The 24,230-nt window shown below is 44.2% G+C and carries 20 protein-coding genes; 4 read left to right on the top strand and 16 right to left on the bottom strand.

Features of this window, described 5'->3' with window-relative positions; all coding sequences use genetic code 11:
* Positions 1 to 156 precede the first annotated feature (156 nt).
* Together AC4IFT_RS04840 and AC4IFT_RS04835 are read left to right on the top strand one after the other, a co-directional pair.
* The gene (locus AC4IFT_RS04840; protein ID WP_490750807.1) at positions 157 to 1,599 is read left to right on the top strand and encodes a catalase; all 1,443 of its coding nucleotides are present in this window, start codon (positions 157 to 159) and stop codon (positions 1,597 to 1,599) included.
* A gap of 119 nt (positions 1,600 to 1,718) precedes the next feature.
* The gene (locus AC4IFT_RS04835) at positions 1,719 to 2,099 is read left to right on the top strand and encodes a DUF805 domain-containing protein (protein ID WP_490731338.1); all 381 of its coding nucleotides are present in this window, start codon (positions 1,719 to 1,721) and stop codon (positions 2,097 to 2,099) included.
* 87 nt (positions 2,100 to 2,186) lie between these two features.
* On the opposite strand, the gene menE is transcribed toward AC4IFT_RS04835, so the two are convergent.
* The 6 genes from menE to AC4IFT_RS04805 all read right to left on the bottom strand — a co-directional run bounded on the left by menE (position 2,187) and on the right by AC4IFT_RS04805 (position 9,313).
* Entirely contained in the window at positions 2,187 to 3,593 is a 1,407-nt protein-coding gene (gene menE / locus AC4IFT_RS04830; protein ID WP_490731340.1) for an o-succinylbenzoate--CoA ligase, read from the bottom strand.
* Positions 3,581 to 4,552 (bottom strand): o-succinylbenzoate synthase, encoded by a 972-nt coding sequence (gene menC, locus AC4IFT_RS04825; RefSeq protein WP_490731342.1) that lies wholly within the window; start codon positions 4,550 to 4,552, stop codon positions 3,581 to 3,583. The genes menE and menC overlap by 13 nt, the downstream gene beginning before the upstream one ends.
* Positions 4,552 to 5,409 (bottom strand): 1,4-dihydroxy-2-naphthoyl-CoA synthase, encoded by an 858-nt coding sequence (menB, locus tag AC4IFT_RS04820; protein ID WP_206082336.1) that lies wholly within the window; start codon positions 5,407 to 5,409, stop codon positions 4,552 to 4,554. The genes menC and menB overlap by 1 nt, the downstream gene beginning before the upstream one ends.
* A 12-nt stretch (positions 5,410 to 5,421) precedes the next feature.
* Positions 5,422 to 6,186 (bottom strand): 2-succinyl-6-hydroxy-2,4-cyclohexadiene-1-carboxylate synthase, encoded by a 765-nt coding sequence (gene menH, locus AC4IFT_RS04815; RefSeq protein ID WP_490750739.1) that lies wholly within the window; start codon positions 6,184 to 6,186, stop codon positions 5,422 to 5,424.
* Positions 6,186 to 7,859, bottom strand: coding sequence for a 2-succinyl-5-enolpyruvyl-6-hydroxy-3-cyclohexene-1-carboxylic-acid synthase (gene menD / locus AC4IFT_RS04810; RefSeq protein ID WP_490750738.1), 1,674 nt, complete (start codon positions 7,857 to 7,859; stop codon positions 6,186 to 6,188). Before menD ends, menH begins: the two co-directional genes overlap by 1 nt.
* Before the next feature lie 128 nt (positions 7,860 to 7,987).
* Positions 7,988 to 9,313, bottom strand: a complete 1,326-nt coding sequence (locus tag AC4IFT_RS04805; protein ID WP_490750737.1) for an isochorismate synthase — start codon at positions 9,311 to 9,313, stop codon at positions 7,988 to 7,990.
* Positions 9,314 to 9,977: 664 nt separating this feature from the next.
* Here AC4IFT_RS04805 and AC4IFT_RS04800 point away from each other — a divergent pair.
* On the top strand, positions 9,978 to 11,186 hold the full coding sequence (locus tag AC4IFT_RS04800) for an alpha-xenorhabdolysin family binary toxin subunit A (RefSeq protein WP_490750736.1): 1,209 nt from the start codon (positions 9,978 to 9,980) through the stop codon (positions 11,184 to 11,186).
* A gap of 11 nt (positions 11,187 to 11,197) precedes the next feature.
* Complete coding sequence (locus AC4IFT_RS04795; protein WP_490750735.1) at positions 11,198 to 12,208, top strand: alpha-xenorhabdolysin family binary toxin subunit B; 1,011 nt, start codon at positions 11,198 to 11,200, stop codon at positions 12,206 to 12,208.
* 54 nt (positions 12,209 to 12,262) lie between these two features.
* Here AC4IFT_RS04795 and nuoN read toward each other — a convergent pair whose 3' ends face one another.
* From nuoN to nuoE, 10 genes are all read right to left on the bottom strand, one after another.
* The gene (gene nuoN / locus AC4IFT_RS04790; protein WP_490750734.1) at positions 12,263 to 13,723 is read right to left on the bottom strand and encodes an NADH-quinone oxidoreductase subunit NuoN; all 1,461 of its coding nucleotides are present in this window, start codon (positions 13,721 to 13,723) and stop codon (positions 12,263 to 12,265) included.
* Between the two features lie 6 nt (positions 13,724 to 13,729).
* A complete protein-coding gene (gene nuoM / locus AC4IFT_RS04785; RefSeq protein WP_353243159.1) occupies positions 13,730 to 15,250 on the bottom strand; it encodes an NADH-quinone oxidoreductase subunit M in 1,521 nt (506 codons plus the stop codon).
* Between the two features lie 19 nt (positions 15,251 to 15,269).
* The gene (nuoL, locus tag AC4IFT_RS04780; protein WP_490731351.1) at positions 15,270 to 17,126 is read right to left on the bottom strand and encodes an NADH-quinone oxidoreductase subunit L; all 1,857 of its coding nucleotides are present in this window, start codon (positions 17,124 to 17,126) and stop codon (positions 15,270 to 15,272) included.
* Positions 17,123 to 17,425, bottom strand: a complete 303-nt coding sequence (nuoK, locus tag AC4IFT_RS04775; protein ID WP_004912233.1) for an NADH-quinone oxidoreductase subunit NuoK — start codon at positions 17,423 to 17,425, stop codon at positions 17,123 to 17,125. Before nuoK ends, nuoL begins: the two co-directional genes overlap by 4 nt.
* A complete protein-coding gene (nuoJ, locus tag AC4IFT_RS04770) occupies positions 17,422 to 17,958 on the bottom strand; it encodes an NADH-quinone oxidoreductase subunit J (RefSeq protein WP_219247213.1) in 537 nt (178 codons plus the stop codon). The genes nuoK and nuoJ overlap by 4 nt, the downstream gene beginning before the upstream one ends.
* 12 nt (positions 17,959 to 17,970) lie before the next feature.
* Positions 17,971 to 18,513 (bottom strand): NADH-quinone oxidoreductase subunit NuoI, encoded by a 543-nt coding sequence (gene nuoI, locus AC4IFT_RS04765; protein ID WP_004259834.1) that lies wholly within the window; start codon positions 18,511 to 18,513, stop codon positions 17,971 to 17,973.
* A 14-nt stretch (positions 18,514 to 18,527) separates the two neighbouring features.
* Complete coding sequence (nuoH, locus tag AC4IFT_RS04760) at positions 18,528 to 19,505, bottom strand: NADH-quinone oxidoreductase subunit NuoH (RefSeq protein WP_004912244.1); 978 nt, start codon at positions 19,503 to 19,505, stop codon at positions 18,528 to 18,530.
* Positions 19,505 to 22,237 carry an NADH-quinone oxidoreductase subunit NuoG gene (gene nuoG / locus AC4IFT_RS04755; protein WP_490750733.1) on the bottom strand — a complete coding sequence of 911 codons (2,733 nt, stop codon included), beginning with the start codon at positions 22,235 to 22,237 and terminating at the stop codon, positions 19,505 to 19,507. Before nuoG ends, nuoH begins: the two co-directional genes overlap by 1 nt.
* An 89-nt stretch (positions 22,238 to 22,326) precedes the next feature.
* Entirely contained in the window at positions 22,327 to 23,685 is a 1,359-nt protein-coding gene (gene nuoF, locus AC4IFT_RS04750) for an NADH-quinone oxidoreductase subunit NuoF (RefSeq protein ID WP_206082348.1), read from the bottom strand.
* A complete protein-coding gene (gene nuoE, locus AC4IFT_RS04745; protein ID WP_004912250.1) occupies positions 23,682 to 24,230 on the bottom strand; it encodes an NADH-quinone oxidoreductase subunit NuoE in 549 nt (182 codons plus the stop codon). Before nuoE ends, nuoF begins: the two co-directional genes overlap by 4 nt.

Below are 24,230 nucleotides of genomic sequence, written 5' to 3'. Positions count from 1 at the left end.
CAATCACAGTGATTGGTTATATTAATTAGATAATCATATCCATAATTACTATACTGAATCACAAGTTTATTGTAGTGGTATTTTCATTTTATTACAAAATTATAACTTTTTAGTTAGGTTTATGTAGTCATTAAATTCAAAATCAGGAGCATTGTGATGAAGAAAAAAGGCCTTACGACTGCCTCTGGCGCGCCCGTCGCCAACAATAATAATGTCATGACCGCTGGTAAACGCGGCCCAATGTTGTTACAAGATGTCTGGTTCTTAGAAAAATTAGCTCATTTTGACCGTGAAGTGATCCCTGAAAGACGTATGCACGCAAAAGGATCTGGTGCATTTGGTACCTTTACCGTCACTCATGATATTACCCCTTATACCCGCGCAAAAATTTTCTCCGAAGTAGGTAAAAAAACAGAAATGTTTGCCCGTTTTTCGACTGTAGCCGGTGAGCGTGGCGCTGCGGATGCTGAACGTGATATTCGTGGTTTCGCCCTCAAGTTTTACACAGAAGAAGGTAACTGGGACATGGTGGGTAACAATACCCCCGTATTCTACTTCCGTGATCCCTTAAAATTCCCTGACTTAAACCACGTCGTCAAACGTGACCCACGCTCTAACTTACGTACGATGGAACACAAATGGGCATTTTTCTCCCAATTACCTGAGTCTTTGCACCAATTAACCATCGATGCCAGTGACCGTGGTATTCCACAAAGCTATCGTCACATGCACGGTTTTGGCAGCCACACTTATAGCTTTATTAATGCCAATAATGAACGTTTCTGGGTAAAATTCCACTTCCGTTGCCAGCAAGGTATTGAAAACCTCTCTGATGAGCAAGCAGAGCAATTAGTCGGTAAGGACAGAGAAAGTTCTCAACGCGATTTATTTGAATCAATTGAGAAAGGTGATTTCCCTCGCTGGAATTTACAAGTCCAGATCATGCCTGAAAAAGAAGCGTCAAGTGTACCTTATAACCCATTCGACCTGACTAAAGTTTGGCCTCATAAAGATTATCCGTTAATCGATGTGGGGTATTTCGAACTAAACCGTAACCCAGATAATTATTTTGCTGATGTTGAGCAAGCGGCATTTAGCCCTGCTAATGTTGTCCCAGGTATTGGTTTTTCACCAGACAGAATGCTGCAAGGGCGCCTGTTCTCCTATGGGGATGCACACCGTTATCGCCTTGGTGTTAACCATCACCAAATTCCAGTAAACGCACCTCGCTGCCCATTCCACAATTATCATCGTGATGGTGCAATGCGTGTTGATGGTAATAGTGGTAATCATGTGACTTATGAACCAAACGAAACCGGTTTATTCCAAGAACAGCCTGATTTTAGTGAACCACCATTATCTATTGAGGGCGCTGCTGATCATTGGGATCACCGTGAAGACCAAGACTATTTCAGCCAACCACGTGCATTATATGAATTATTAGATGATGCCGAACACCAACGTATGTTTAAACGTATTGCTGGTGAACTAATTGATGCAACGCAAGCCACGCAACTACGCCAAATTGCCCTATTCAAACAAGTTCACCCAGAATACGGTGCAGGTGTTGAGAAAGCGTTGAATGAATTAAAGAAATAAAAATATACCACGACGGGTAATCTGCCCGTCGTACTCGTTCCCTAAACCATTCTGTATTTACATTCACTAATTCAATCGATATACTCCCCCACTTTAAATTTAGGTTAAGGAAAATCAAAATGAATTGGTATTTGGATGTATTAAAAAATAATTATGCGAATTTTGAAGGGCGTGCTAGACGTAAAGAATATTGGATGTTTACATTATTCAACGCGATTGTCTTTTGCGCATTGATTATATTAATCAGTATTTCAATGGATAGCTATACAGGTGAAATTGGCAGTATCGGCTATATTGCGTCTGTTATATTGCTAATCTATAGCTTAGGGATTATTGTGCCGAGTATCGCCGTCACTATTAGACGCTTACACGATATAGACAAATCAGGTTGGTGGTATCTGATCTCATTTGTTCCTTTCGGTGGGATCATCTTATTTGTTTTTAGCATTCTTGATGGGACTCAGGGTAATAATCGATTTGGCCCAGACCCGAAGGCCTAATTCTTCTTTTCACTTATCAAGCCGCTGCCCCGGCTTGATAATCTCCGCAAAAATAATATTGTCTATCCACCCGCATTGTTATCTAATTCATCGGCCTTGGGCTAAAACCCAGTTTTTTACTTGCTGACGAGACACTTTTATCCCCCCACTCTTTAAACTAGGCTCTAACTGATAAAAGCTTTTCGGATACTGATAGGGAGCAAGTTTGTCTTTTAACCAAACGGATAATTCACTGAGAGGCAAATCTGAGTCGCACTCCACTACGGCCACAGGGCGTTGACCAAATTCTGTATCATCAATGGGAATAATAAAACTTTGCGATACATTAGGGTGAGAATTAATGACTGCTTCAATATCTTCGGGTTGAACGCACTCCCCACCACTAATAAAGAGATTATCGAGGCGACCGAGTATTTGATACTCACCATCAATAAATGCGCCTTTATCATTCGTTTTAAACCATCCATCAATACAATTTAAAGGACTAATTTTTCCATCGAACCAATAACCTAAAGCCTGACTCGTTGACTTAACTTGAACTTCATCAGCAACAATACGAATTTGTTTCCCTTTTAACGGCAAACCTACACCACGTTTACCATCTGCGCGCTTAGCACAAACTGTCGAAGCCATTTCGGTCATACCATAGCCACTCCAGCATGCTATACCCCTGCTCTGCGCTAAATCCGTTAATGAAGACGGGATTGAGGCACCACCTAATAGCACTTCTTTAAGCAAGAGCTGAACGTCTGTTTCATCATTAAGCAAACGCCATAACTGTGTTGGTACCAATGAGGCATGCGTAACGCCTTGCAAGGCTTCTGTGAGTGGTTGATTTTTAAGTGCGAGCGCTCCGCCTTTAAGTAACCAACGCCAAATGATGCCTTGTCCAGAAACATGAAAGAGTGGTAAGGAAAGTAACCAGCAATCACCTTGTTGGTAATTCATCGCACTCAAGACACCATCAGCACTATTGAGATGGGCCTCAACACTGTGAACTGCGGCTTTCGGTAAGCCCGTTGACCCAGATGTTAATATCAACGTGGCTGGCTGAGCCATTTGTATCTGAAAATTGATAGGTTGAAAATTATCTTCACCAATAAAGTGATAATACAGTTGGTAATCGAGGTTTCGATAATGAGAAAGCAGCTCGGTATCATCCGTAAAATCAATCACTGAGCTGACATCTAGATGAGGTAATAATTCGTTTAACACGCGTTTAGGAATACGTGGATTAAGCGGTAGAACACGGACGCCGCAGGCAATCAGTGCCAATTGACTAAGTAATAACTCAACCGAGTTTTTCCCGCGAAGTACGACACATTGCCCCCTTGTCACACCTTGCATTGAAAAATAAGTGACAAGATCCTTAACCTGTTGGTTAAGCGAGTCCCACGTTAGGCTTTCACCATCTGAATATACAGCAATTGAATCGGGTTGAAGATTGGCCCAGTGCTGCCAAGGCCAATCATTAAACGGCGTTAACTCTGCCATACAACGGTTAAATCCTCTAACTGTTGTAATGGAATCTCGCACTGTGGCCAAGGGCGGATTAACTGTGATTGAATTAAAGAAACCGTATCAAGACCAGGGATTGTATTCGGTGTTAACCAATGCGCAACGCGAGCGAGCTGAGTTAAGCCAAAACTGCTTTCAATAGAAGAACTAATCACCGCTTGTAAGCCAAGACGATGAGCATCTTCAATTAAAGAACGGCAATAGGCTAAGCTACCCGTGAGTGTTGGTTTAATCACAATCGCCGCAACCCCCTCTAGAGCCTCGACCTTGAACCCTTCTTCGCGCACACTTTCATCCCATGCAATGTTGATGCCCGTGTCAGCAGCAAATTGTAGAGACTCTTCACGCGTTTTACACGGTTCTTCTAAGAATGCGATACGATCACGGTAGTCAGGGTTAACATATTTAGCAAAACCGTCCGCTTTTGCACGTGTCCAACTGCGATTCGCATCAAGGCGAAGCTTAAGCTCTGGAACCGCTTCTAACAATAGATTTGCCACCATGCCATCACGTACGGCTTCATACAGCCCCACTTTGACTTTTGCCACTTTCTCGCCTTCCATTGCATCAAGGCTCAAAATTAAGTCATCAGGGTCACCACTGCACAGTGGTGCCTTGCGATAATCCGCTTCTTTGGGTAATTCGCCAGTTAACTCAGCGACGGCACAACTAACACCAAATGCTACTGAAGGAAGTTGACTATCAGAAATTTTGCCTTCTTTCACCCATTCATTCAGACAAGTAATGGTTTCAGCGGTTGCTTCTTCCAAAGTCTCATGGCTGAATTCAGGTAGAGGCGAAATTTCCCCCCAACCTTCGCTATCCCCATCTTGCAAGCACACCAAAAGCCCATCACGTGTTTTGAGGCGTTGATAACGAAGGATAACGCCTGCCTCCATAGGCAGGCTGAACGAATAAATCTTGGCTTTACGCATTACGGATTACGCTTATATTTAGAGAAATCAGGCGCACGTTTTTCGTTGAAAGCATTACGGCCTTCTTGACCTTCATCAGTCATATAGAACAGCATGGTGGCATTACCTGCCAACTCTTGCAGGCCCGCTTGACCATCACAGTCCGCATTTAATGCGGCTTTCAGGCAACGCAGTGCCATCGGGCTGTTTTCTAACATTTCACGGCACCAACGAACGGTTTCTTTTTCCAATTCAGCGTAAGGAACGACGGTATTGACCAGCCCCATATCTAACGCTTCTTTTGCGTCATATTGACGGCATAAGAACCAGATTTCACGGGCTTTTTTCTGACCTACAATACGTGCCATGTAAGATGCGCCCCAGCCGCCGTCAAAAGAACCTACTTTTGGCCCTGTTTGACCAAAAATCGCATTATCCGCCGCAATCGTTAGGTCACACATCATATGTAAAACATGGCCTCCACCAATGGCAAAACCCGCGACCATTGCAACAACAGGCTTTGGACAGGTACGAATTTGACGTTGAAAATCTAAAACGTTTAAGTGGTGAGTCCCACTTTCATCACGGTACCCGCCGTAATCGCCACGAATTTTTTGGTCACCGCCTGCACAGAAAGCTTTCTCACCTTCACCTGTTAAAATGATGGTACCAATGTGGTCATCATAACGTGCGTCTGATAAGGCTTGGATCATCTCTTTAACCGTTTGAGGACGAAACGCATTACGCACTTGTGGGCGGTTAATGGTAATTTTCGCAATCCCTTCAGGGGATTTATGATACAAAATATCATCAAACCCTTCGGAGCAGTCTTGCCATTCAATAGGTGCGTACAGTTTTTCTTCGCTTGGATAAATCATTCTCAAATTCCTTTAACCACAGTGTGATAAAAAATGGTGAAGTGCAGTTGCATAGCCCGTAGGGTTTTCCCGATGAGCATTATGCCCCGCATTTTCAATCAGCGTTAATGGCAATGTGTATTGTTGCGAAACGCTTCGAAACTTTTGATCTCGCTCGCCACAAAAATAGTGGTATGGGCAAGTCAGTTGGTGCAAATTTGGGACTAAAAATGGTTGCTGAGATAATGATGTGCTCTCAAGCATATCCGCAATAGCTTGCGGATTATTTTCTTGGCGCAATTCAATCAGTTTATTTCGCTGAGATGCCGATAAATCTGCAAAAACAGCTTGTTGGTACCAATCATTCAGCACCTTTTTCATGGGCTCAGTACGAAAACGTTGCGCCCATGTTTTGTCATTCTTTTCACGTTCGCGCCTTGCCTGTAAGTCATCCAACCCAACATTTCCACCTTCAATGACCAACCCTAGCAAGCCTTTTGGCTGGTAAAAGCAGGCAAAGTGCATGGCAAGACGAGCCCCTAATGAATAACCTATTAAGTAATATTCATCTATTTGATAGTGTTGCAAAAGTGCATTTAATTGTTCATTAAAGTGTTCGAAACTTTGGCACGTCTCATTCTGTGAGCCACCGTGCCCAGGTAAATTAACGGCTAATGATCGATAATCATTAAACTGCTCAATCACCGAAAGCCAATCATCCGCACTGCCCAGCAACCCATGAAGCCAAACGAGGCAAGGGCCTGATTTTTCCGGGTTATGTAATGTGGCAGCTAGCATTAAAGCTCCACTGCAACGCTAAGTAACTGTTTTAATGTACGTGCACCTTCATCCCCCTCAACAACTAGCTCAACAACAAGTGTGCCATGTTGATTATGCCAAAATTGCTGGACTGTATTTTTTAAGCCATCCCAGTCTGTCGGGGCACAGTATTGCAATCCAAACATTTTCGCAGCGGGTTCAAAGCTGACATTCTGCGGCATACAATAATAGTTTTGTCTCGCATCATCAGGCGTTGGCAGCATGGAGAATATTTGCCCACCATTATTGTTTACAATAATCAAAATAGTCGGTGCAGAAGGTTCGCGTAATAGAGCAAGGCTGTTTAAATCGTACAACGCAGAAATGTCCCCCACGATCCCCAACGTGGGTCTCGCTGTTGCACGTTGTACGCCAGCCAATGTAGAAATGAGCCCATCAATACCACTGGCTCCTCGATTACTATAAACAGGGTAACTCACCGGTAACTGTGCGAATGAATCAATCAAACGTACGATTAAGCTATTACCCACAAATAATTGTCCACGCGGGGGAAGTAACTCAGGGAGCTGATATGCAACTGCGGCTTCAGAAAATTGACCTGATAGTTGTTTTTCAACATATTTTTGGGTTTTTTCAGCAAGTTCTAATAATGGTTCACACCACAGACTACGTGGCTGTGCAGGGTGATTTTCAAGCCAGCCTTTAATTGAGCATGTCAGCTTACGTCCCATATGATTTGCAGGGTCTAAGCGTTGTGGTATGGGGTCAACAATCCAGTATTCTTTCGGTTGGCAATTAGCTTGCCATTGCAGTAACCGTTTACCCGTAATACTTGAGCCAAATTGCACCACTAATTCAGCGTCCTGCAATATGGCTTGAGCACTTGGATTTTGTAGCCATAAATCACTACATGGATACGGTTGCCCTGTTTGCGATAGTACATCACCTAATATTGGCCACCCTAGCTCTTGAGCCCATGCAGCAACAAGCTCCCCCTCAGCTGCCCCCATGCGCCCAGCGATAACAACACCCTTTTTCTGGCGCCAAAAATACCAATCTGCCACGAGAGCAACAGTTTGGGTTAGCGGCTCACTTAACCATGGGTGATTTGAGTTCCACCAATCACCTAATGTTTGCTGCCATTCATAATCCCCTTCACTCGTACCGTAAAGTGGCTCTGCAAACGGACAATTGATATGAAACGCGCCATGATGAAGTTGATTCATGCCGTTATCCACCGCTGTCACCAGCCATTTGGCTGAAATATCTCGCGTTGGGCGTGGTAACATTAATGTCTGGGCAGGATGTGATGCAAAAATATGTGTTTGGCGAATTGCTTGATTCGCACCACAATCAATCAATTCAGGGGGTCTGTCAGCAGTAAGGAAAACAACTTTTTCCCCCGTTAATCCTGCTTCAATTAATGATGGATACAAATTAGCCACAGCAGTGCCTGAGGTAACAATGACACCAACAGGTTCGTCACTTGCCTTAGCGAGTCCTAGCGCAAGGTGCCCAAGGCCACGTTCATCAAAATGCGTATGGCAGTGTAATTTTGCGTTGCTAATTGCAGCCAGCGTTAATGGCGTAGAACGAGAGCCTGGCGCTATGCAGATGTGTTTCATTCCGTGACGACTCAGTGCTTCAATGATCACTTCAGCCCAACGGATATTAAATGCAGAATTCGACATAATATGCTCAGCAAATTATTAATTATCAATTAGTTTAGACTGATCGAAAAAATTTTCTTGATCTCAGAACAATTTTTGGTGAACTAATTGAAAATAAAAAGAAAATAACCATTTTTATTCTAAGGTCTTTAGCCATTACCAAACAACGATTTTAAACCCGCTGCTTTATTTTCAATTTCTTCCCACTCTTGTTGCGGATCCGAATCTCTCACTATGCCAGCGCCTGAGTATAGTGAAACTTGAGAACCATTAATTTGAGCACAGCGCAATGAAACGGCAAACTCACTTTTATTCAAACTAATAAACCCGCCAGTACCCGCATACCATCCTCGAGAAAAAGGCTCATTTTTTGCAAGAAACTGCCGTGCTATTTTTCTTGGTAAACCACAAACTGCCGCAGTTGGCTGAAGACGCTGCAAGCAATCGCTATCAGAAGGGGTAATCAGGGTTGCTACAATTGAGCGATATAAATGTTGTATCTTTCTTAAGCGAATCACTTTTGCTGAGGAAACATCAATCCCCGTAACAGCGCCCTGCAATTGCTGGCAAATATCATCCACCACCACTAAATTTTCATGCTGATTTTTTTTATCTTCCATCAGCCATTTGGCGTGTTCCGCAGCAATAACATCATCAGGATCATTGGCTACAGTACCTGCAAGTGCTTCGGAATTAAGTTGCTCGCCTTGTCGCAAGTACAAGCGCTCAGGTGTTGATGAAATGAACCCAGTGTGTTTATCAAATGCCATCATAAAGTGATAGCAATGATGATTGACTTGTTGGCTTGCAGATAAAAACTCAGCAACTGATATCGCTTGTGAAAGGGATAATTGCGTTTCCCGCGCCATCACCACTTTCTCCATTTTGCCCATCTTCATATCACGAATAGCGCCATTTAATAAACGGCACCATTCATCATGGCAAGGAATATGTTTTTGCTCAGTAATCGAAGCAGAAAGCGTTAGCGGTACATCTGATACAGTGGTTAGTTCCGAGAGAAATTCAATTGCAGCTTGAATGTCCGCTTTCCCATCAATATTTAGGCTCACATTGATGGTTGAGCGCAATCGGTGAATTTCTAAACGTGGGAGAAAACAATATGTCGCTTGTTGTTTTTCTTCATTTGTCAGCCCATCCCCAACTGCATTCCAACCGTTCAGCCCCCATAAACGCACATCAGGTGTTTGAGGATATTGGGATAAGAAATATTCAGCATCTTCGATAGAATAAAAGGATTTAACGCGCCCCAACGCACTGCACTCTTCTGCACCGGTACGTTGATACCAATAAAATTGTGGGTAACAAGTCTGTGAAGACAGCCATGCTAAGCCAGGAAAAGCCGTTTGTTCATCAAATTGCCAAACAAGTCGTGTGTATTCTTTGTTTCCCAGTGCCAATGTAGACAAATGATCCAGAATTTCAGCTATAACTTTATCAATTTTTTTATTTATCACTTTAGATCCCTACTGCCACAGCACATCGATTGACATCAAAGACTACATAGCGCAATGAAATGCATTAATACATTGATGAATCATTGTCTCTATAGCTATTCTCCCGCAAGTACTGTTTTTGCTGATTCATAACAACCGACTAAGGCTGGAATGTGATGTTCTTCTTGCGTCTAGTATAGTTTATTCTATCAATTATATAATGACATATTCATTTAATTAATTGATATTTTGTGGCTTTATCACTGTTCTGGGTTTTTCGTTGCCAATTTATTGACCAATCAACAGTTTTGTATCAACGATTTCAAAGGTTAAACAGGTAGCTCTATGCTCTGCCTTATGGCAAAGAGGCTTTTAGGCCTTTATCTTCATTTCATACCCGCTTAGCTTTATAAAAATTAGCGTTCCTATTAATTAGATCAATTTTATAAATGTTACTTTTTACTATAGGGATACACACATTGAGTTATTTTTTAGCGCTGATTTTCATTTTTTAGTATCAACCCTAGCCTGACGTTTCTAGTAGGTTATCAATATAAAGCCTCTACTTTATAATTTATTGCTGCAATTTTCTTAAATTAGTCACTATACCTACTATATATATGCATTCAAATAATGAACAAATTAGCTGTTCATAACTCATTAACCTAATAAGTTGGAATAAATAATGCAAACTCAAGAATGTTACGACCGAATTATTGAAAAAGAAAATATAGGAAATGCAACATTAGCATTGTTAACTAATCAGGATACACTTTCTGCTCGCTCAGCAGGTATATTTACTTTAGAAGATTTAATTAATATTCACAAACATGTTCGTTTTGCACTTGCATTACCTTTACGTGAGACTGATATTTTAAAATGGTTTGGCATTAATGAATCTACAGAACTTCCCATAGAATCTGGAGAACTGACAAACGCAATCCTCAATATACGTACACATGCAAACAGTTGGGATAATGTAGAACAACAGGTAAAAGAGCAATCAGTTAATTTGTCCCTTACTAGTCGAAATATCATGCAAACGGGCAATCAAATTATTGAGTACATTAACCACATGCCAATTTTGCAAAAAATATCCGATAGTCTAGATGATTTAACCGAAAATGATTTAGATAAAATCACCTATCAAAATGACGACCAACAAATTGCCACTGAACTTGTTAGCATTTTAAATTTAATTAAGAGTGATATAAAACAGCAATCTATAAAAACAATAAAAATCAAAAACACAGTATCAGACTTTAGAGCTTATATTACAGGTGGATACCTTTCAAACTTTGAACATGTTGAATCCTTACTATTTAATATAAAAGGCCTTTATCAACAACTCGAACCCGTCAATCGCGATAGCTCAGAATCATTTTTAAAAGAAATGATAGAATTTAAAAAACAAGATATTGTACAACTAGAGCAAGAGTACTCCCACTTTGTCAAATTATGTTTTACAGGATTAACAGGGGGAATTATTGGTTTAGTCATCACCCGCAGCATCTTTGGGCCGAAAGCAGATGCAATAAGAGCCAAAAAGAATGAGTTATTAAAAGAAATTGCCGAACTAAACATCAAGATTAACAATGAAAAGCTAATTCAAAAAACCATTTTTGATATCCAACTTAACTTGCATAAAATTGAAAGTTTGTTTAAAGATGCTCGCCTCGCCATTGATCATCTTGATTATATGTGGCTAGTTATTTTGACTGAAATAAAGCAATCCATAGAAATTTTCCAACGAATAAACAATGCAGACAAGCTTATTCGATTTGTTGCTCAATTCAAACGAATTATTATTTCTTGGGGTTCAATTCAAGACTACTCTGTTCATTTAATTAAATTATTTGATGAACTACAAACATATGACACATCATCCCAATAAAAGGCATTAATATGCATGACAACTTTGATTTACCAATGCTACCCTCAACAGATATCTACCAGTTAAGATGTATTTCAAATAATATTGTTTCTTTTAATAAAAACATTATAAATTATGATTATATTATTTATGGTCGAATACAAAAAATTGCAATAAAAACAGAAAGACTGAATGAACTTATTCGAAATTCAATACCCATATTAAGAATCAAACTAAACTACATCCTAAACAGTGAATTATATGAACCCAATTCTTCAGCAACACCTAGTGATAACTATGCAGATTTAAAGAGGCAAGTATTCACTGCAGGTTTTATTGATGACCTAATGGACACGAAATTAGAGTTAGAAAAGTTAATTTCTAAAATACGTTACACCACTGAATCACTGCTCGTATTTCATCTTAACGAACCTAACAAATTAAAGTTTTCCCAATATACAAACCAAAAAGAAGTTTTATTTGCATCAAAACATAGCATGCAAGCAAAAATAAATGAACTACACAATAATTACTCTATCATTACAGCAGCAGAAGACATTGTGCTGCGTTCCAAGCTCACTGATTTTTTTGATAAATATTTTAAAGGTAAGGAATTAATTGACTCTTTAAATATTTCCCCCAACAAAAAAGAAATATTAAAAGCCGCTATTAACTATATTAAAAACCTGCTTTCTATGGTTGATGATGGCCTTGAGTTCTCTAAGCTAGTCGATGTGCGACTTTATCTAAGTGACCAAATTATTGAGCATAAAGAAGAACTTAATACCATTGACACCAATATATTCAGGCTCTCACAGTTAATGTCTTTATCGAATGAAATTACAAATATTGATATGCATAAGCAAACTATTATTCAGCAAGTTGAATTACTGAAGAATTATTGGGATTCATGGTGCCAATATATGAGTGAAAAAATGTCGGAGCAGACCCTTAACCTAGCCCAAATAAATACCGCAAGCCAGATGCTAATGACCTATTTGAATGATGTGGAATATCAGTACCAACGCCAATTGCCTGATTAAAAAAAAACCGGTTACTTTGCAGTAACCGGCTTCATATTACTTAGACTGTATTCATTAACCAACGATTGCTACAGCTAATGCCGAAATATCAATAAGCGGTTGTGGCCAAACACCGAAGACTATGGCTGCAATTGCACAGAGAGCCGCAAAAACTGTACCCAACGTTGCTTTTTCAGGGCCAGTATAACGCTCAGCATGTTCCGCATCACGGCTGTATAGGCTTGCCATAAAGCGCAGGTAATAGTACAAACCAATCGCACTACCTACCACCACAGCACCTGTTAACCACCACAGTTCAGCTTTCACTGCAGAAACAATCACATAGAACTTACCAATAAACCCTAATGTAATTGGAATGCCCGCTAAGGATAACAGCGCAACCGTCATCACTGTCGCGAGAACTGGTTTATGCCAGAACAACCCACGAAATGCGCTGAAGTCGTCTTGGTCATCACCACGGTAAGGGCTCGAAACGATACTGATCACACCAAATGCGCCCAAACTTGCGAACAAGTAACCGACTAAATAAATGGCAATCGTCACTTGTGCATAGTCTGCATGGGTACGCAGGGCAACAAGTGCCACTAACAGGTAACCCATATGGGAGATAGAGGAGTAACCCAGTAAGCGTTTTGCGCTTTTCTGCGTGATAGCCAGTAAGTTACCAAACAGAATAGAGGCAATGGCAATCACTGAAATAACAATGGCGAGTGTATTGCTGCTGGTAATCGGCGCTTCCATAAAGATGCGCACTAATACAGCAAATATAGCAATTTTACTTCCCGTTGCTAAGAACGCAGAAACGGGTGCTGGCGCGCCTTGGTATACGTCTGGTGTCCACAGTTGGAATGGGAACAGAGACAGTTTGAAACCAAAGCCAACAATTAACATACCAAAGCCAATCATCACGAGTGGTGCATGGATTTGATTGTCAGACAGGCTTTGACCCACTGAAGCGAAGCTTAAGCTACCTGATTCTGCATACAACAATGCAATACCAAATAACAGGAACGAAGACGCTGCTGCGGATAACAGCATGTATTTGATCCCGGCTTCTAAGGTACGGCTACGTTCGAAGGTATACGCCACTAAACCAAACAGAGGTAATGAAATCAGTTCGATACCGATAAACATTGACGCCATGTGGTTCGACATGGATAACAGCACACCACCTGCCACGGCAATCGCCACTAACAGATGAAATTCGTCTCTGTTGTCACCAAAGCCTTCCAGCCAATGGTAAGCAAAGATGCTGGTACCAATACCTGCGATCAGGACAAGCGCACTGTAGAACAGAGCAAAGCCATCAACACGGATAAGCGAAGTCACATCCATCAGGTAGCCATCGGCTACCCAAATGAGTGAAAGCAACGCAATGATAAAACCCGATACTGTCAGCGCGGCACTAGTCAGGTGATCGCGTCGCCACGCAATGGACAGCATCACAACCACCGCCGTCAATCCGACGATCATCAGTGGTAGTATTGCGATCAGTTCTTGAGGAGTTATTGTCATGGCGAATTACAGCCCTAATGTTGTTAGTGAAGCAGAATACAGGTTATGCAATGTTTCCATTGAACCAACTGATGTATCTAAAATTGGTTGTGGATAGAAACCGATAATAACCAGTAAAGCAGCCAGAGCCAGTAGCACACCGAATTCACGCGCCGTTAACCCTTTCATTTCTTTTTCTGATTTTGGTGTGCCGTAGTAAGTCTGTTGCATCATCCACAGTGAGTAGATAGAAGCAAACACCACACCAAATACCATAATGCAGGTCACTAATGTGAATTGGCTGAAGCTACCGAATAGGATCATAAATTCGCCAATGAAGTTACCTGTACCTGGCATACCTAACGTTGCCGCAGCAAAGAACAGGGACATTCCTGGTAACCATTTAATGCGTTTCCACAATCCACCCATCATGCGCATATCACGCGTTTGCGTACGCTCGTACAGTTGACCACTGATGATAATCAACGCTGCACCAGACAAGCCGTTAGTGATCATTTGGATCACAGCACCTTGGTACGCTAACACTGAACTTGCATAAATCGCCACGGTCACAAACCCCATATGGGATAAGCTACTGTAAGCCGCCAGACGTTTAATATCCGTTTGTTTGAACGCTAACCATGCACCGTAGAAGATACTGATCACACCCAGTGTCATCGCCACTGGCGTGAACTGGATAGACGCTTCTGGGAACAGCGGTAACGTAAAACGTAACAGACCATAAGCCGCGGTTTTTAGCATGATACCGGAGATGTCCACCGAACCTGCGGTTGGGGATTGCTCTTGGGTATCTGCCATCCAACCATGGAATGGTACTAATGGCATTTTAACAGCGAAGGCAATAAAGAAACCTAACATCAACATGAATGCGACACCGCTAGACATTTGCGTGCCTAATAACTGGTCGTAATCAAATGTTAAGGTACCCGTTGAGTTGAAGTGTGCCAGTGCCAATCCAATGATGGACACTAACATAATCAAACCACTTGCCTGCGTATAGATAAAGAACTTGGTCGCCGCGTTAACGTGTTGTCTGTTTTCTGAGCCTTTGTGTCCCCAATTTGCAATCAGGAAGTACATTGGGATCAGCATCATCTCCCAGAAGAAGAAGAACAAGAACAGGTCAACCGCTGTGAAAATCCCCATCACCCCTGTGATAATCCACAGAAGGTTAAAGTGATAGGCACCTTGGTTCTTTTGGTTTTCACTCCATGAGCTCAGAATCGAGAACGCACCCATGATAGAGGTCAGAACGACCATCAACAGTGATAAACCGTCAATCGCTAAGTGAATGTTGATTCCCAGTGCAGGGATCCACGGCATTAAAAACTCAGATTGCCACAGTGGAATGCCTTGCGGATTAGCCAGAGAGTAACTCCCTTGTAACCACAGTTGCACGGAAAGAATAAGTGTTAATCCCATCGTCGCCAGCGCAATCCAGCGTGGAGCGCGGTGACTGAACCGGTCAGCCTGCCAGCTCAGCAGGCCACCGATGAAGGGAATAAGTATTAGCCAGGGTAGTAGCATGGCGCAATGTGTCCCTTAATTAAACCAAAAGCAGCAGAGCAAGAATCAGCACTGCACCCAGCCCCAATGAGGCAACATACCAACGGATCTGGCCGTTTTGACTCACAGAAAGTCCTTTGTTCGCTAAGCTTGATAAGCGTGCAGGAATATTCATTAGTGAGTTAATCGGATCGCTTTCCAGTAGCCATGCAATCCCTTTAAACGGTTTCACAAAGACGACGTCATACAGCCAGTCGAATCCCCATGCTTGGTACCACCATGCACTGAAGAAGCGGCCAACCGCCGTTTTCGCGATAGCATCAACAATGGAACGTCTAAATAGATAGAGGAATGCGGCAATCAACAGACCTGCGATTGCAAACCCGCCTGAAATCGCTTCAAGTAAGACTTTACCGTCTTCACTTCCTGCGGCTTCCGCTGGGAACACCCCTTCTAATGGTTGGTGAATTAATGCACCAACAAACGTTGCAAGGATAGCCAGAATGCCAAGTGGCAATGTGTGAGTGATGCCTTTAACCTTATGCGCTTTGATTTTTGCTTCACCGTGGAACACGATGAAAATCATACGGAAGGTATAAATTGCGGTCATTAATGCACCGAGGATACCTGCCCACAACAGCACAGTTTGTCCATCAAGCTGCGCGCCCCACAAAATTGCATCTTTACTGTAGAAACCTGCGGTAAACAGTGGCAATGCTGCCAGTGCGCTTCCGCCGATTAACATCACAGCGTAAATGAATGGGATTTGCTTACGCAGCCCGCCCATTTTGAAGATGTTTTGTTCGTGGTGGCAAGCGAGGATCACCGAACCTGCTGACAGGAACAACAACGCTTTAAAGAAGGCGTGTGTCATCAGGTGGAAAATCGCCGCATCCCAAGCTTGAACACCCAGCGCCAAGAACATATAACCAATTTGGCTCATGGTGGAGTAAGCGAGGACACGTTTGATATCCGTTTGTACAACCGCGGCAAAACCTGCCAGTACTAATGTTACTGCACCCACAACGCCAACTAAGTGTAAAACTTCTGGCGCTAACAGGAACAGAACATGGGTACGTGCGATTAAGTAAACGCCCGCAGTTACCATGGTTGCGGCGTGGATCAGTGCAGAAACTGGTGTTGGACCCGCCATCGCGTCGGCTAACCATGTTTGTAATGGTAGCTGAGCCGATTTACCGACTGCACCACCTAATAACATCAAGGTCGCCCAGTTGATTGCGCTTGAACCTTCAGCAAATTTCTGAGGTGCTAACACCGCCATTTCGCTGAAATTCAGGGTGCCCAGTTCATTCCAAAGAATAAACATACCGATAGCAAGGAATACGTCACCGATGCGCGTTACAAAGAACGCTTTCATCGCAGCTTTGCCGTTGTCTGGATTGGTGTAATAGAAACCAATCAACAAGTAACTGCACAGCCCCACCCCTTCCCAACCGAGATACATCAGCATCATGTTATCAGCGAGGACTAAAACTACCATGCTCGCGATAAACAGGTTGGTGTAAGCGAAGAAACGTGAGTAACCTTCCTCACCACGCATGTACCAAGAAGCATACACGTGAATAAGGAAGCCCACACCCGTTACCACACCTAACATAGTCAATGATAGACCATCAAGTACTAGGGTAAATGGGATGTTGAACGAACCAACAGACATCCAAGTCCAAAGTGCTTGCGGATAAGGTGGGTATTCACCGTTTGCTAATACAGATTGAGCTAAAAATTCGTTACCAGCATAGAATGCGACGAGGGCAGCTAAGCCGACCGACCCCGCACCAATAATGGCCGAAACGTTTTCTGACCAGCGTCCACGGGAGAAGGCTAATAACACCGACCCCAGTAAAGGCAACAGAATAGTTAAATAGAGTAGGTTCATCCGCGCATCTCACTGACTTTATCAATATTCAGGTTCTGACGATGACGATGGAGTTGCAGTAACAACGCCAATCCAATACTCGCCTCCGCTGCAGCCAGCGCGATTGCCAAGATATACATAATCTGGCCGTCTGGTTGCCCCCAAAAACTCCCTGCGACGACAAATGCCAGTGCAGTTGAGTTAATCATGATTTCCAGTCCGATCAACATGAAAAGCAAGTTGCGGCGGATAACAAGGCAGCTAAGCCCCATCACAAATAAGATTGCCGCTAAAATCAGACCATGTTCTAGAGGTATCATTTTTGCTCCTCCGCGATGCTAACAAGGTCAGCACCGTTTTCTTTACGGTCACGTCCAACGTGGAATGCGACGACGATACCTGCCAATAACAACAGTGAAGCAAGTTCCACAGCCAGAACATATGGCCCGAACAAGCTAATACCGACTTCTTTCGCCCCAATCACTGTGCCATCAATGCCTTTCTCAAAAGATAAAGACGTGATGCCGTAAACTAGGATAGCCAGTAACACGGCAGATAATGCCGCAGGGCCAATCCAGTTTTTCGGTGTTAACCAAGCTCGCTCTTGTTCTTGCACAGAGCGGCCTAGGTTCAGCATCATGACGACGAACACGAACAAGACCATAATGGCGCCTGCGTAAACGATGATTTCTAACGCACCCGCGAAATACGCGCCGAGTGAGAAGAACACCATTGACAGTGCCAGCAGAGAAACAACCAGATACAACAGTGCATGCACCGGGTTGGTATTAGTTATCACCCTCAAAGTTGCAAGTATTGCAACCAGACCGGCGATATAAAATGTAAATTCCATGAATATCGCTCCTTATGGCAACAGGTCTTTGACGTTAATCGGTTTCGCTTCATTATCCGCTTCACCTTTGTCTTTACCTGCAATCGCCATACCCGATTTACGGTAAAAGTTATAATCAGGATATTTACCCGGACCTGAAATCAACAGGTCATTTTTCTCGTAAACCAGATCCTGACGTCGCCAGTCGGCCATTTCAAAGTCAGGTGTTAATTGGATTGCCGTGGTTGGACAAGCCTCTTCACACAGACCACAGAAAATGCAGCGCGAGAAGTTAACGCGGAAAAATTCCGGATACCAGCGTCCATCTTCGTGCTCGGCTTTTTGCAGTGAGATACAACCCACTGGGCAAGCAACCGCACATAAGTTACACGCAACACAACGCTCTTCACCATCTGGATCGCGCGTTAGCACGATACGACCACGGTAACGGGGTGGCAGATAAACCGGCTCTTCTGGATACATTTGCGTTTCGCGTTTATCGAACGCATGTAGGCCGACCATCCAAATACTACGTACTTGGGTGGCGAAACCGACCAATAACTCTTTCAATGTCATGGTTCAATCACCCCTTACTGAGCGTTGTATAAAATCACTGCTGCAGTACCCAGCAGATTAAGCAGTGTCAATGGCAGGCAGATTTTCCAGCCGAAAGACATCACTTGGTCATAACGTGGACGCGGTAAAGAGGCACGGATCAAGATGAACATCATCATGAAGAAGCCAGTTTTGATAGCAAACCACAAGAATGACGGCAGGAACGGGCCATGCCAGCCACCAAAGAACAGCGTCACAATCAGGGCAGAAACCGTTACGATACCGATGTACTCACCGACGAAGAACAGACCGAACTTCATCCCTGAGTATTCAACGTGGTAACCATCCGCAATCTCTTGTTCTGCTTCTGGTTGGTCAAACGGGTGACGGTGACATACCGCAACGCCCGCAATCGCAAAGGTCACAAAACCAAAGAATTGAGGAATAATGTTCCACATGCCTTCTTGGGAGTTCACAATATCAATCAGGTTGAATGAACCTGCTTGTGCGACTACGCCCATTAAAGACAAGCCTAAGAACACTTCGTAACTGACGGTTTGTGCCGAAGCACGCATCGCCCCTAATAATGAATATTTGTTGTTACTTGACCAACCTGCGAACAGCACCGCATACACCGCCAGACCTGCCATCATCAGGAAGAATAAAATCCCGATGTTTAAGTCTGCTACGTGCCAAGTCGGGCTGACAGGCACGATGGCGAACGCAAGGAACAATGAACAAAATGCGATAACTGGCGCAAGCGTAAAGATTTTCTTGTCCGCAAACTGTGGGATCCAGTCTTCTTTAAACAGCATTTTGAACATGTCGGCGATTAACTGGCCCATCCCAAATGGGCCAACGCGGTTTGGACCATAACGATTCTGGAATAGACCGAGAATACGGCGCTCTCCCAGGCTCATATATGCCCCACAAGTCACAACAACCAATAAAATGACGACAGATTTGAGGATGGAAATTAATACTTCCATCACTTCAGGAGAAATCCAATCCATCATGCTCCCCTCCGCAGATTATTGACTGACACGCCAGCCATTGAAGGTGCGATACCCGGCATCCCTAATGGTAAGCCAATTTGACCTGCCGACAGGTTATTGCTGAGACGTACAGTCAAGTTGAACCCTTGGCCTGCATGGCTAAATTCAGCTTTTGTCCCTGCTGCCAAGCCAAGTGCCGCAGCATCTTGCGTGTTCAGCATGATATAGGGCTCAGGCATGCGCTGTTGAATGACCTCTGAACGCTGTGACATTTCATCACTACCGAACAGATGGTAATACGGCGCCACCACCCACTGAGCGTCCGCTGCTTGGTAAGCGGCTGGAATATCAGTGAAGTAACCCAGTTTACTTTCCGTTGAATTGAACAAACGCACACCCGGGTCACCAAATAATAAATGGCCACCGACTTCCGCTTGGAATTTATTCCACGCTTGAGGTGAGTTCCAACCCGGTGCCCAAGCAAATGGAATTTGCTGGCGTGGTGCGGTTGGGCTGTTGTTCCCTTCCATTGAGAAAGCAAATGGAGAGTCAATATCTTGCGGTTGACGTGGCTCATGCACAGATTGGTTCGCCAGCATTGCTGTACGACCGCTGTAACGATGTGGTTCACGCGCTAATTTTTGTCCGCGGATACGGAATGACGCTTTCGGTGCAGAATCCACAATACCGGCAAATTGCGGTAATGCAGCCACACAGTCAGCAATCACGTGGTCAAGTTGCGACCAATCTGCATCACGTTCTTGCGCTTCTGTTTGCAGCGAGTGCATCCAGCGCCAGCTTTCGTTCATCACGATAGCCTTGTCGTAATACGTTGGGTCGAAGACTTGGAAGAAACGTTGTGCACGACCTTCTTGGTTAATCAACGTACCGTCTGCTTCAGCGAAACTCGCCGCAGGCAGAATAAGCGTTGCTTTATCCATGATGTCAGTTTGCTGGTGATCAGCAACAATCAGGTGACTCAATTTCGCTAATGCGCTATTGACTGCATCCACACTGCTGTGACGGTAAAGGTCATTTTCGATAACGATAGCCACATCCGCTTCGTTCGCTTCAATGCGAGCTAATGCGCTGTCTAATGGCTGTGCGTTCATCATTGCTAAACCGAAGCTGTTCGCGTGAGAGGCTAAGTAAGATAAACCCACTTGCGCGCCTTTCGCTTTCAGTGCAAATGCCACGTTCGCTGCTGCTTGGATCATTGCATCGCTCGCGCTATGGCTACCGCTGATAATCAGTGGTTTTTTCGCACTTGAAAGGGCTTGTGCGATAGTTTCCACTTTCGCTTTCAGGTCTGCAGGTAAGTCGTTAACCGCAGGCGCTTCACCGTTAATCACATTGGCGATAGCAAAACCGAAACGCGCTTGGTCAGCAACCGGTGCACGGTAATTGAAAGCGGCAACATCGTCTAAACGGGTATCATCAACGTTGGTGATAAACAGCGGGTATTTCGCATGTTGACCAATGTTCATGATTGCCGCGATTTGCCAGTCAGCAACTTTCTGTGCTGCGGCCATTTCACGTGCTTTACCTTTCACTGCTTGACGAACAGACAGCGCCATACGCGCACCTGTCTGAGTTAAATCTTCACCCAGAACCAGTACTGCATCGTAGCCTTCAACTTCACGCAGTGTTGGCGTATAGATACCGCCATTTTGCAGGATATTTTGCATCAGCGCTAAACGGCTTTGCTCACCCGCAGAGATACCTGAGTAGAAGTTTTCTGCGCCCACTAATGCACGTAATGCGTAGTTGCTTTCAATGCTTGCACGTGGCGAGCCAATACCAATCACTTTTTTCGCTTGATTGATAATTTGCGCACCGCTTTGCATTGCTTCAATCGCAGAGATAACCTGTTTAACGCCGTCTTTGTTCAAGACAGCCTGACGTGGACGGTCTTTACGGTTAACGTAGCCGTAACCAAAGCGACCGCGGTCACACAGGAAATAGTGGTTTACCGAGCCGTTATAACGGTTTTCGATACGGCGAATTTCACCATAACGTTCACCCGGGCTGGTATTACAACCGATACTGCACTGTTGGCAGATACCCGGTGCAAATTGCATATCCCATTTACGGTTATAGCGCTCAGAGTGGGTCTTGTCGGTAAATACCCCTGTCGGGCAGACTTCGACTAAGTTACCGGAAAATTCACTTTCCAGCGTGCCGTCTTCTGTACGACCGAAGTACACATAGTTATGTGCGCCATATACACCCAAGTCCGTACCATCTGCGTAATCTTTATAGTAACGAACACAGCGATAACACGCGATACAACGGTTCATTTCATGACTGATGAAAGGCCCCAGATCTTGGTTAATGTGTGTGCGTTTCGTAAAACGATATTTACGCATGTTATGGCCGGTCATCACCGTCATATCTTGCAGGTGGCAGTTACCGCCCTCTTCACAGACTGGACAGTCGTGTGGGTGGTTGGTCATCAGCCATTCCACAACACTTTCACGGAATTGCTTAGCTTCTTCATCATCGATAGAGATGAACGTGCCTTCCGTTGCCGGTGTCATACAAGACATTACTAGGCGACCGCGGGTGTCATCCGCGTTCTGATACTGCTTAACCGCACACTGGCGGCAAGCGCCAACGCTTCCCAGCGCCGGATGCCAGCAAAAATAAGGAATATCTAGCCCGAGAGAAAGACAGGCTTGTAACAGGTTTTCAGACCCGTTAACGTCATATTCTTTGCCGTCTACATATATTGTAGCCATAGTCAGCATGCTTCCCAAAGGCCCGCATAAAGCAGGCGTTAATCAAAAATACGTTCTTCGTGAAAAATCTCGTTCGCGGTTGCTCAATCGCGAAACGATTACCAGCGCTGCTTCAGCAGGTTTGGCTGGATACCTGCAATCTGCACTAAATTACGCAGATCTTTTTGCGAGATACCCGCTTCGAATTCATCACGGAAATATTTGATGGCACTTTGCAGCGGTTCGACTGCACCCGGTGCGTGAGCACAGAATGTTTTACCCGGACCTAAGAAACGGCAAAGTTGCTCTAATGTTTCGATGTCGCCCGGTTGGCCTTCGCCTTTTTCCAGTGCTTGTAAAATTTTCACGCTCCACGGCAATCCATCACGACATGGCGTACACCAACCGCATGATTCACGTGCAAAGAAGGTTTCTAAGTTACGCACTAACGAAACCATGTTGATTTCATGATCAACCGCCATTGCCAGCGCAGTACCTAAACGGCTGCCTGCTTTAGCAATATTTTCGAAATCCATCGGTAAGTCGAGGTGGTCGTTGGTCAGGAAGTCTGTCCCTGCCCCGCCCGGCTGCCATGCTTTTAATTTCAAGCCATCGCGCATCCCACCCGCGTAGTCCTCAAGGACTTCACGCGCTGTAGTACCAAACGGTAATTCCCACAGACCTGGGTTTTTCACTCGGCCTGAGAAGCCCATCAATTTCGTGCCGGCATCTTTACTCTTACCTGCGCTTAAATCGATATACCACTGGTCACCGTGCTCTAAAATTGCAGGCACGTTACAGATAGTTTCGACGTTATTTACACAAGTTGGTTTGCCCCAAGCACCTGATGTTGCAGGGAATGGTGGTTTAGAACGTGGGTTTGCACGACGACCTTCTAAGGAGTTAATCAACGCAGTTTCTTCACCGCAGATATAACGCCCAGCACCCGTGTGCACAAACAGTTCAAAATCGAATCCAGAACCGAGGATATTTTTACCTAACAGACCTGCAGCTTTGGCTTCTTCGATGGCGCGGCGCAGGTTTTGCGCTGCTTCAACATATTCACCGCGCAGGAAGATATAACCACGATAAGCTTTCAGTGCATAAGCGCCTGTGATCATCCCCTCAACTAACAGGTGAGGCAGTTGCTCCATCAATAGACGGTCTTTATAGGTACCCGGTTCCATTTCATCCGCATTACATAAGAAGTAACGCAGTTTCATGTTTTCGTCTTTCGGCATCAGGCTCCATTTCAGACCTGTTGAGAAGCCCGCACCACCACGCCCTTTCAGGCCAGCGTCTTTTACGAGATTCACAACTTCATCGGGTGCCATGCCTTTGAGCGCACGCTCAAGACCTTTGTATCCGTTTTTACTGCGATACTCATCTAACCAAACAGGCTGATTATCATCACGCAAACGCCATGTTAGAGGATGAGTTTCGGCAGTACGGATCACTGGATTAACAGAATTTGTCATGGATACTGCTCCAGTAATTTTTGAATATTTTCAGGCTGTACGTAGCTGTGCGTGTCCTCATCGATCATCATCGTTGGACCTTTGTCACAGTTACCTAAGCAACAGGTTGGCAGCAAGGTAAAGCGGCCATCAGCTGTTGTTTGACCCGGGCGAATATTCAGCTGTTTAATGATTTCAGCTTCTAAGCCCTGATAACCTGTAATATGGCAAACAACACTGTCGCAATAGCGAATAATGTGGCGACCCACTGGTTGACGGAAGATTTGGCTATAGAATGTGGCCACACCTTCAACGTCACTGGCTGGGATGCCTAAGACGTCAGCAATCGCATGGATAGCTCCGTCTTCAACCCAACCGCGGTTTTTTTGCACAATTTTCAGTGCTTCAATTGAGGCAGCACGCGCATCTTCGTAATGGTGTTTCTCACCTTCAATCTCTTCACGCTCTTTCTCAGTTAAGACAAAGCCATGATTGACTTGCGGTTCAAACACATTCACGACATTGAGCTCGTTGTGCTTCTCATTTTCGTTATGTTCATTATGCAT

Source organism: Providencia sp. UF-183 (genome assembly GCF_058246155.1).
The sequence above is the reverse complement of the archived record's forward strand: the minus strand, read 5'-3'. Positions and strand labels throughout refer to the sequence as shown.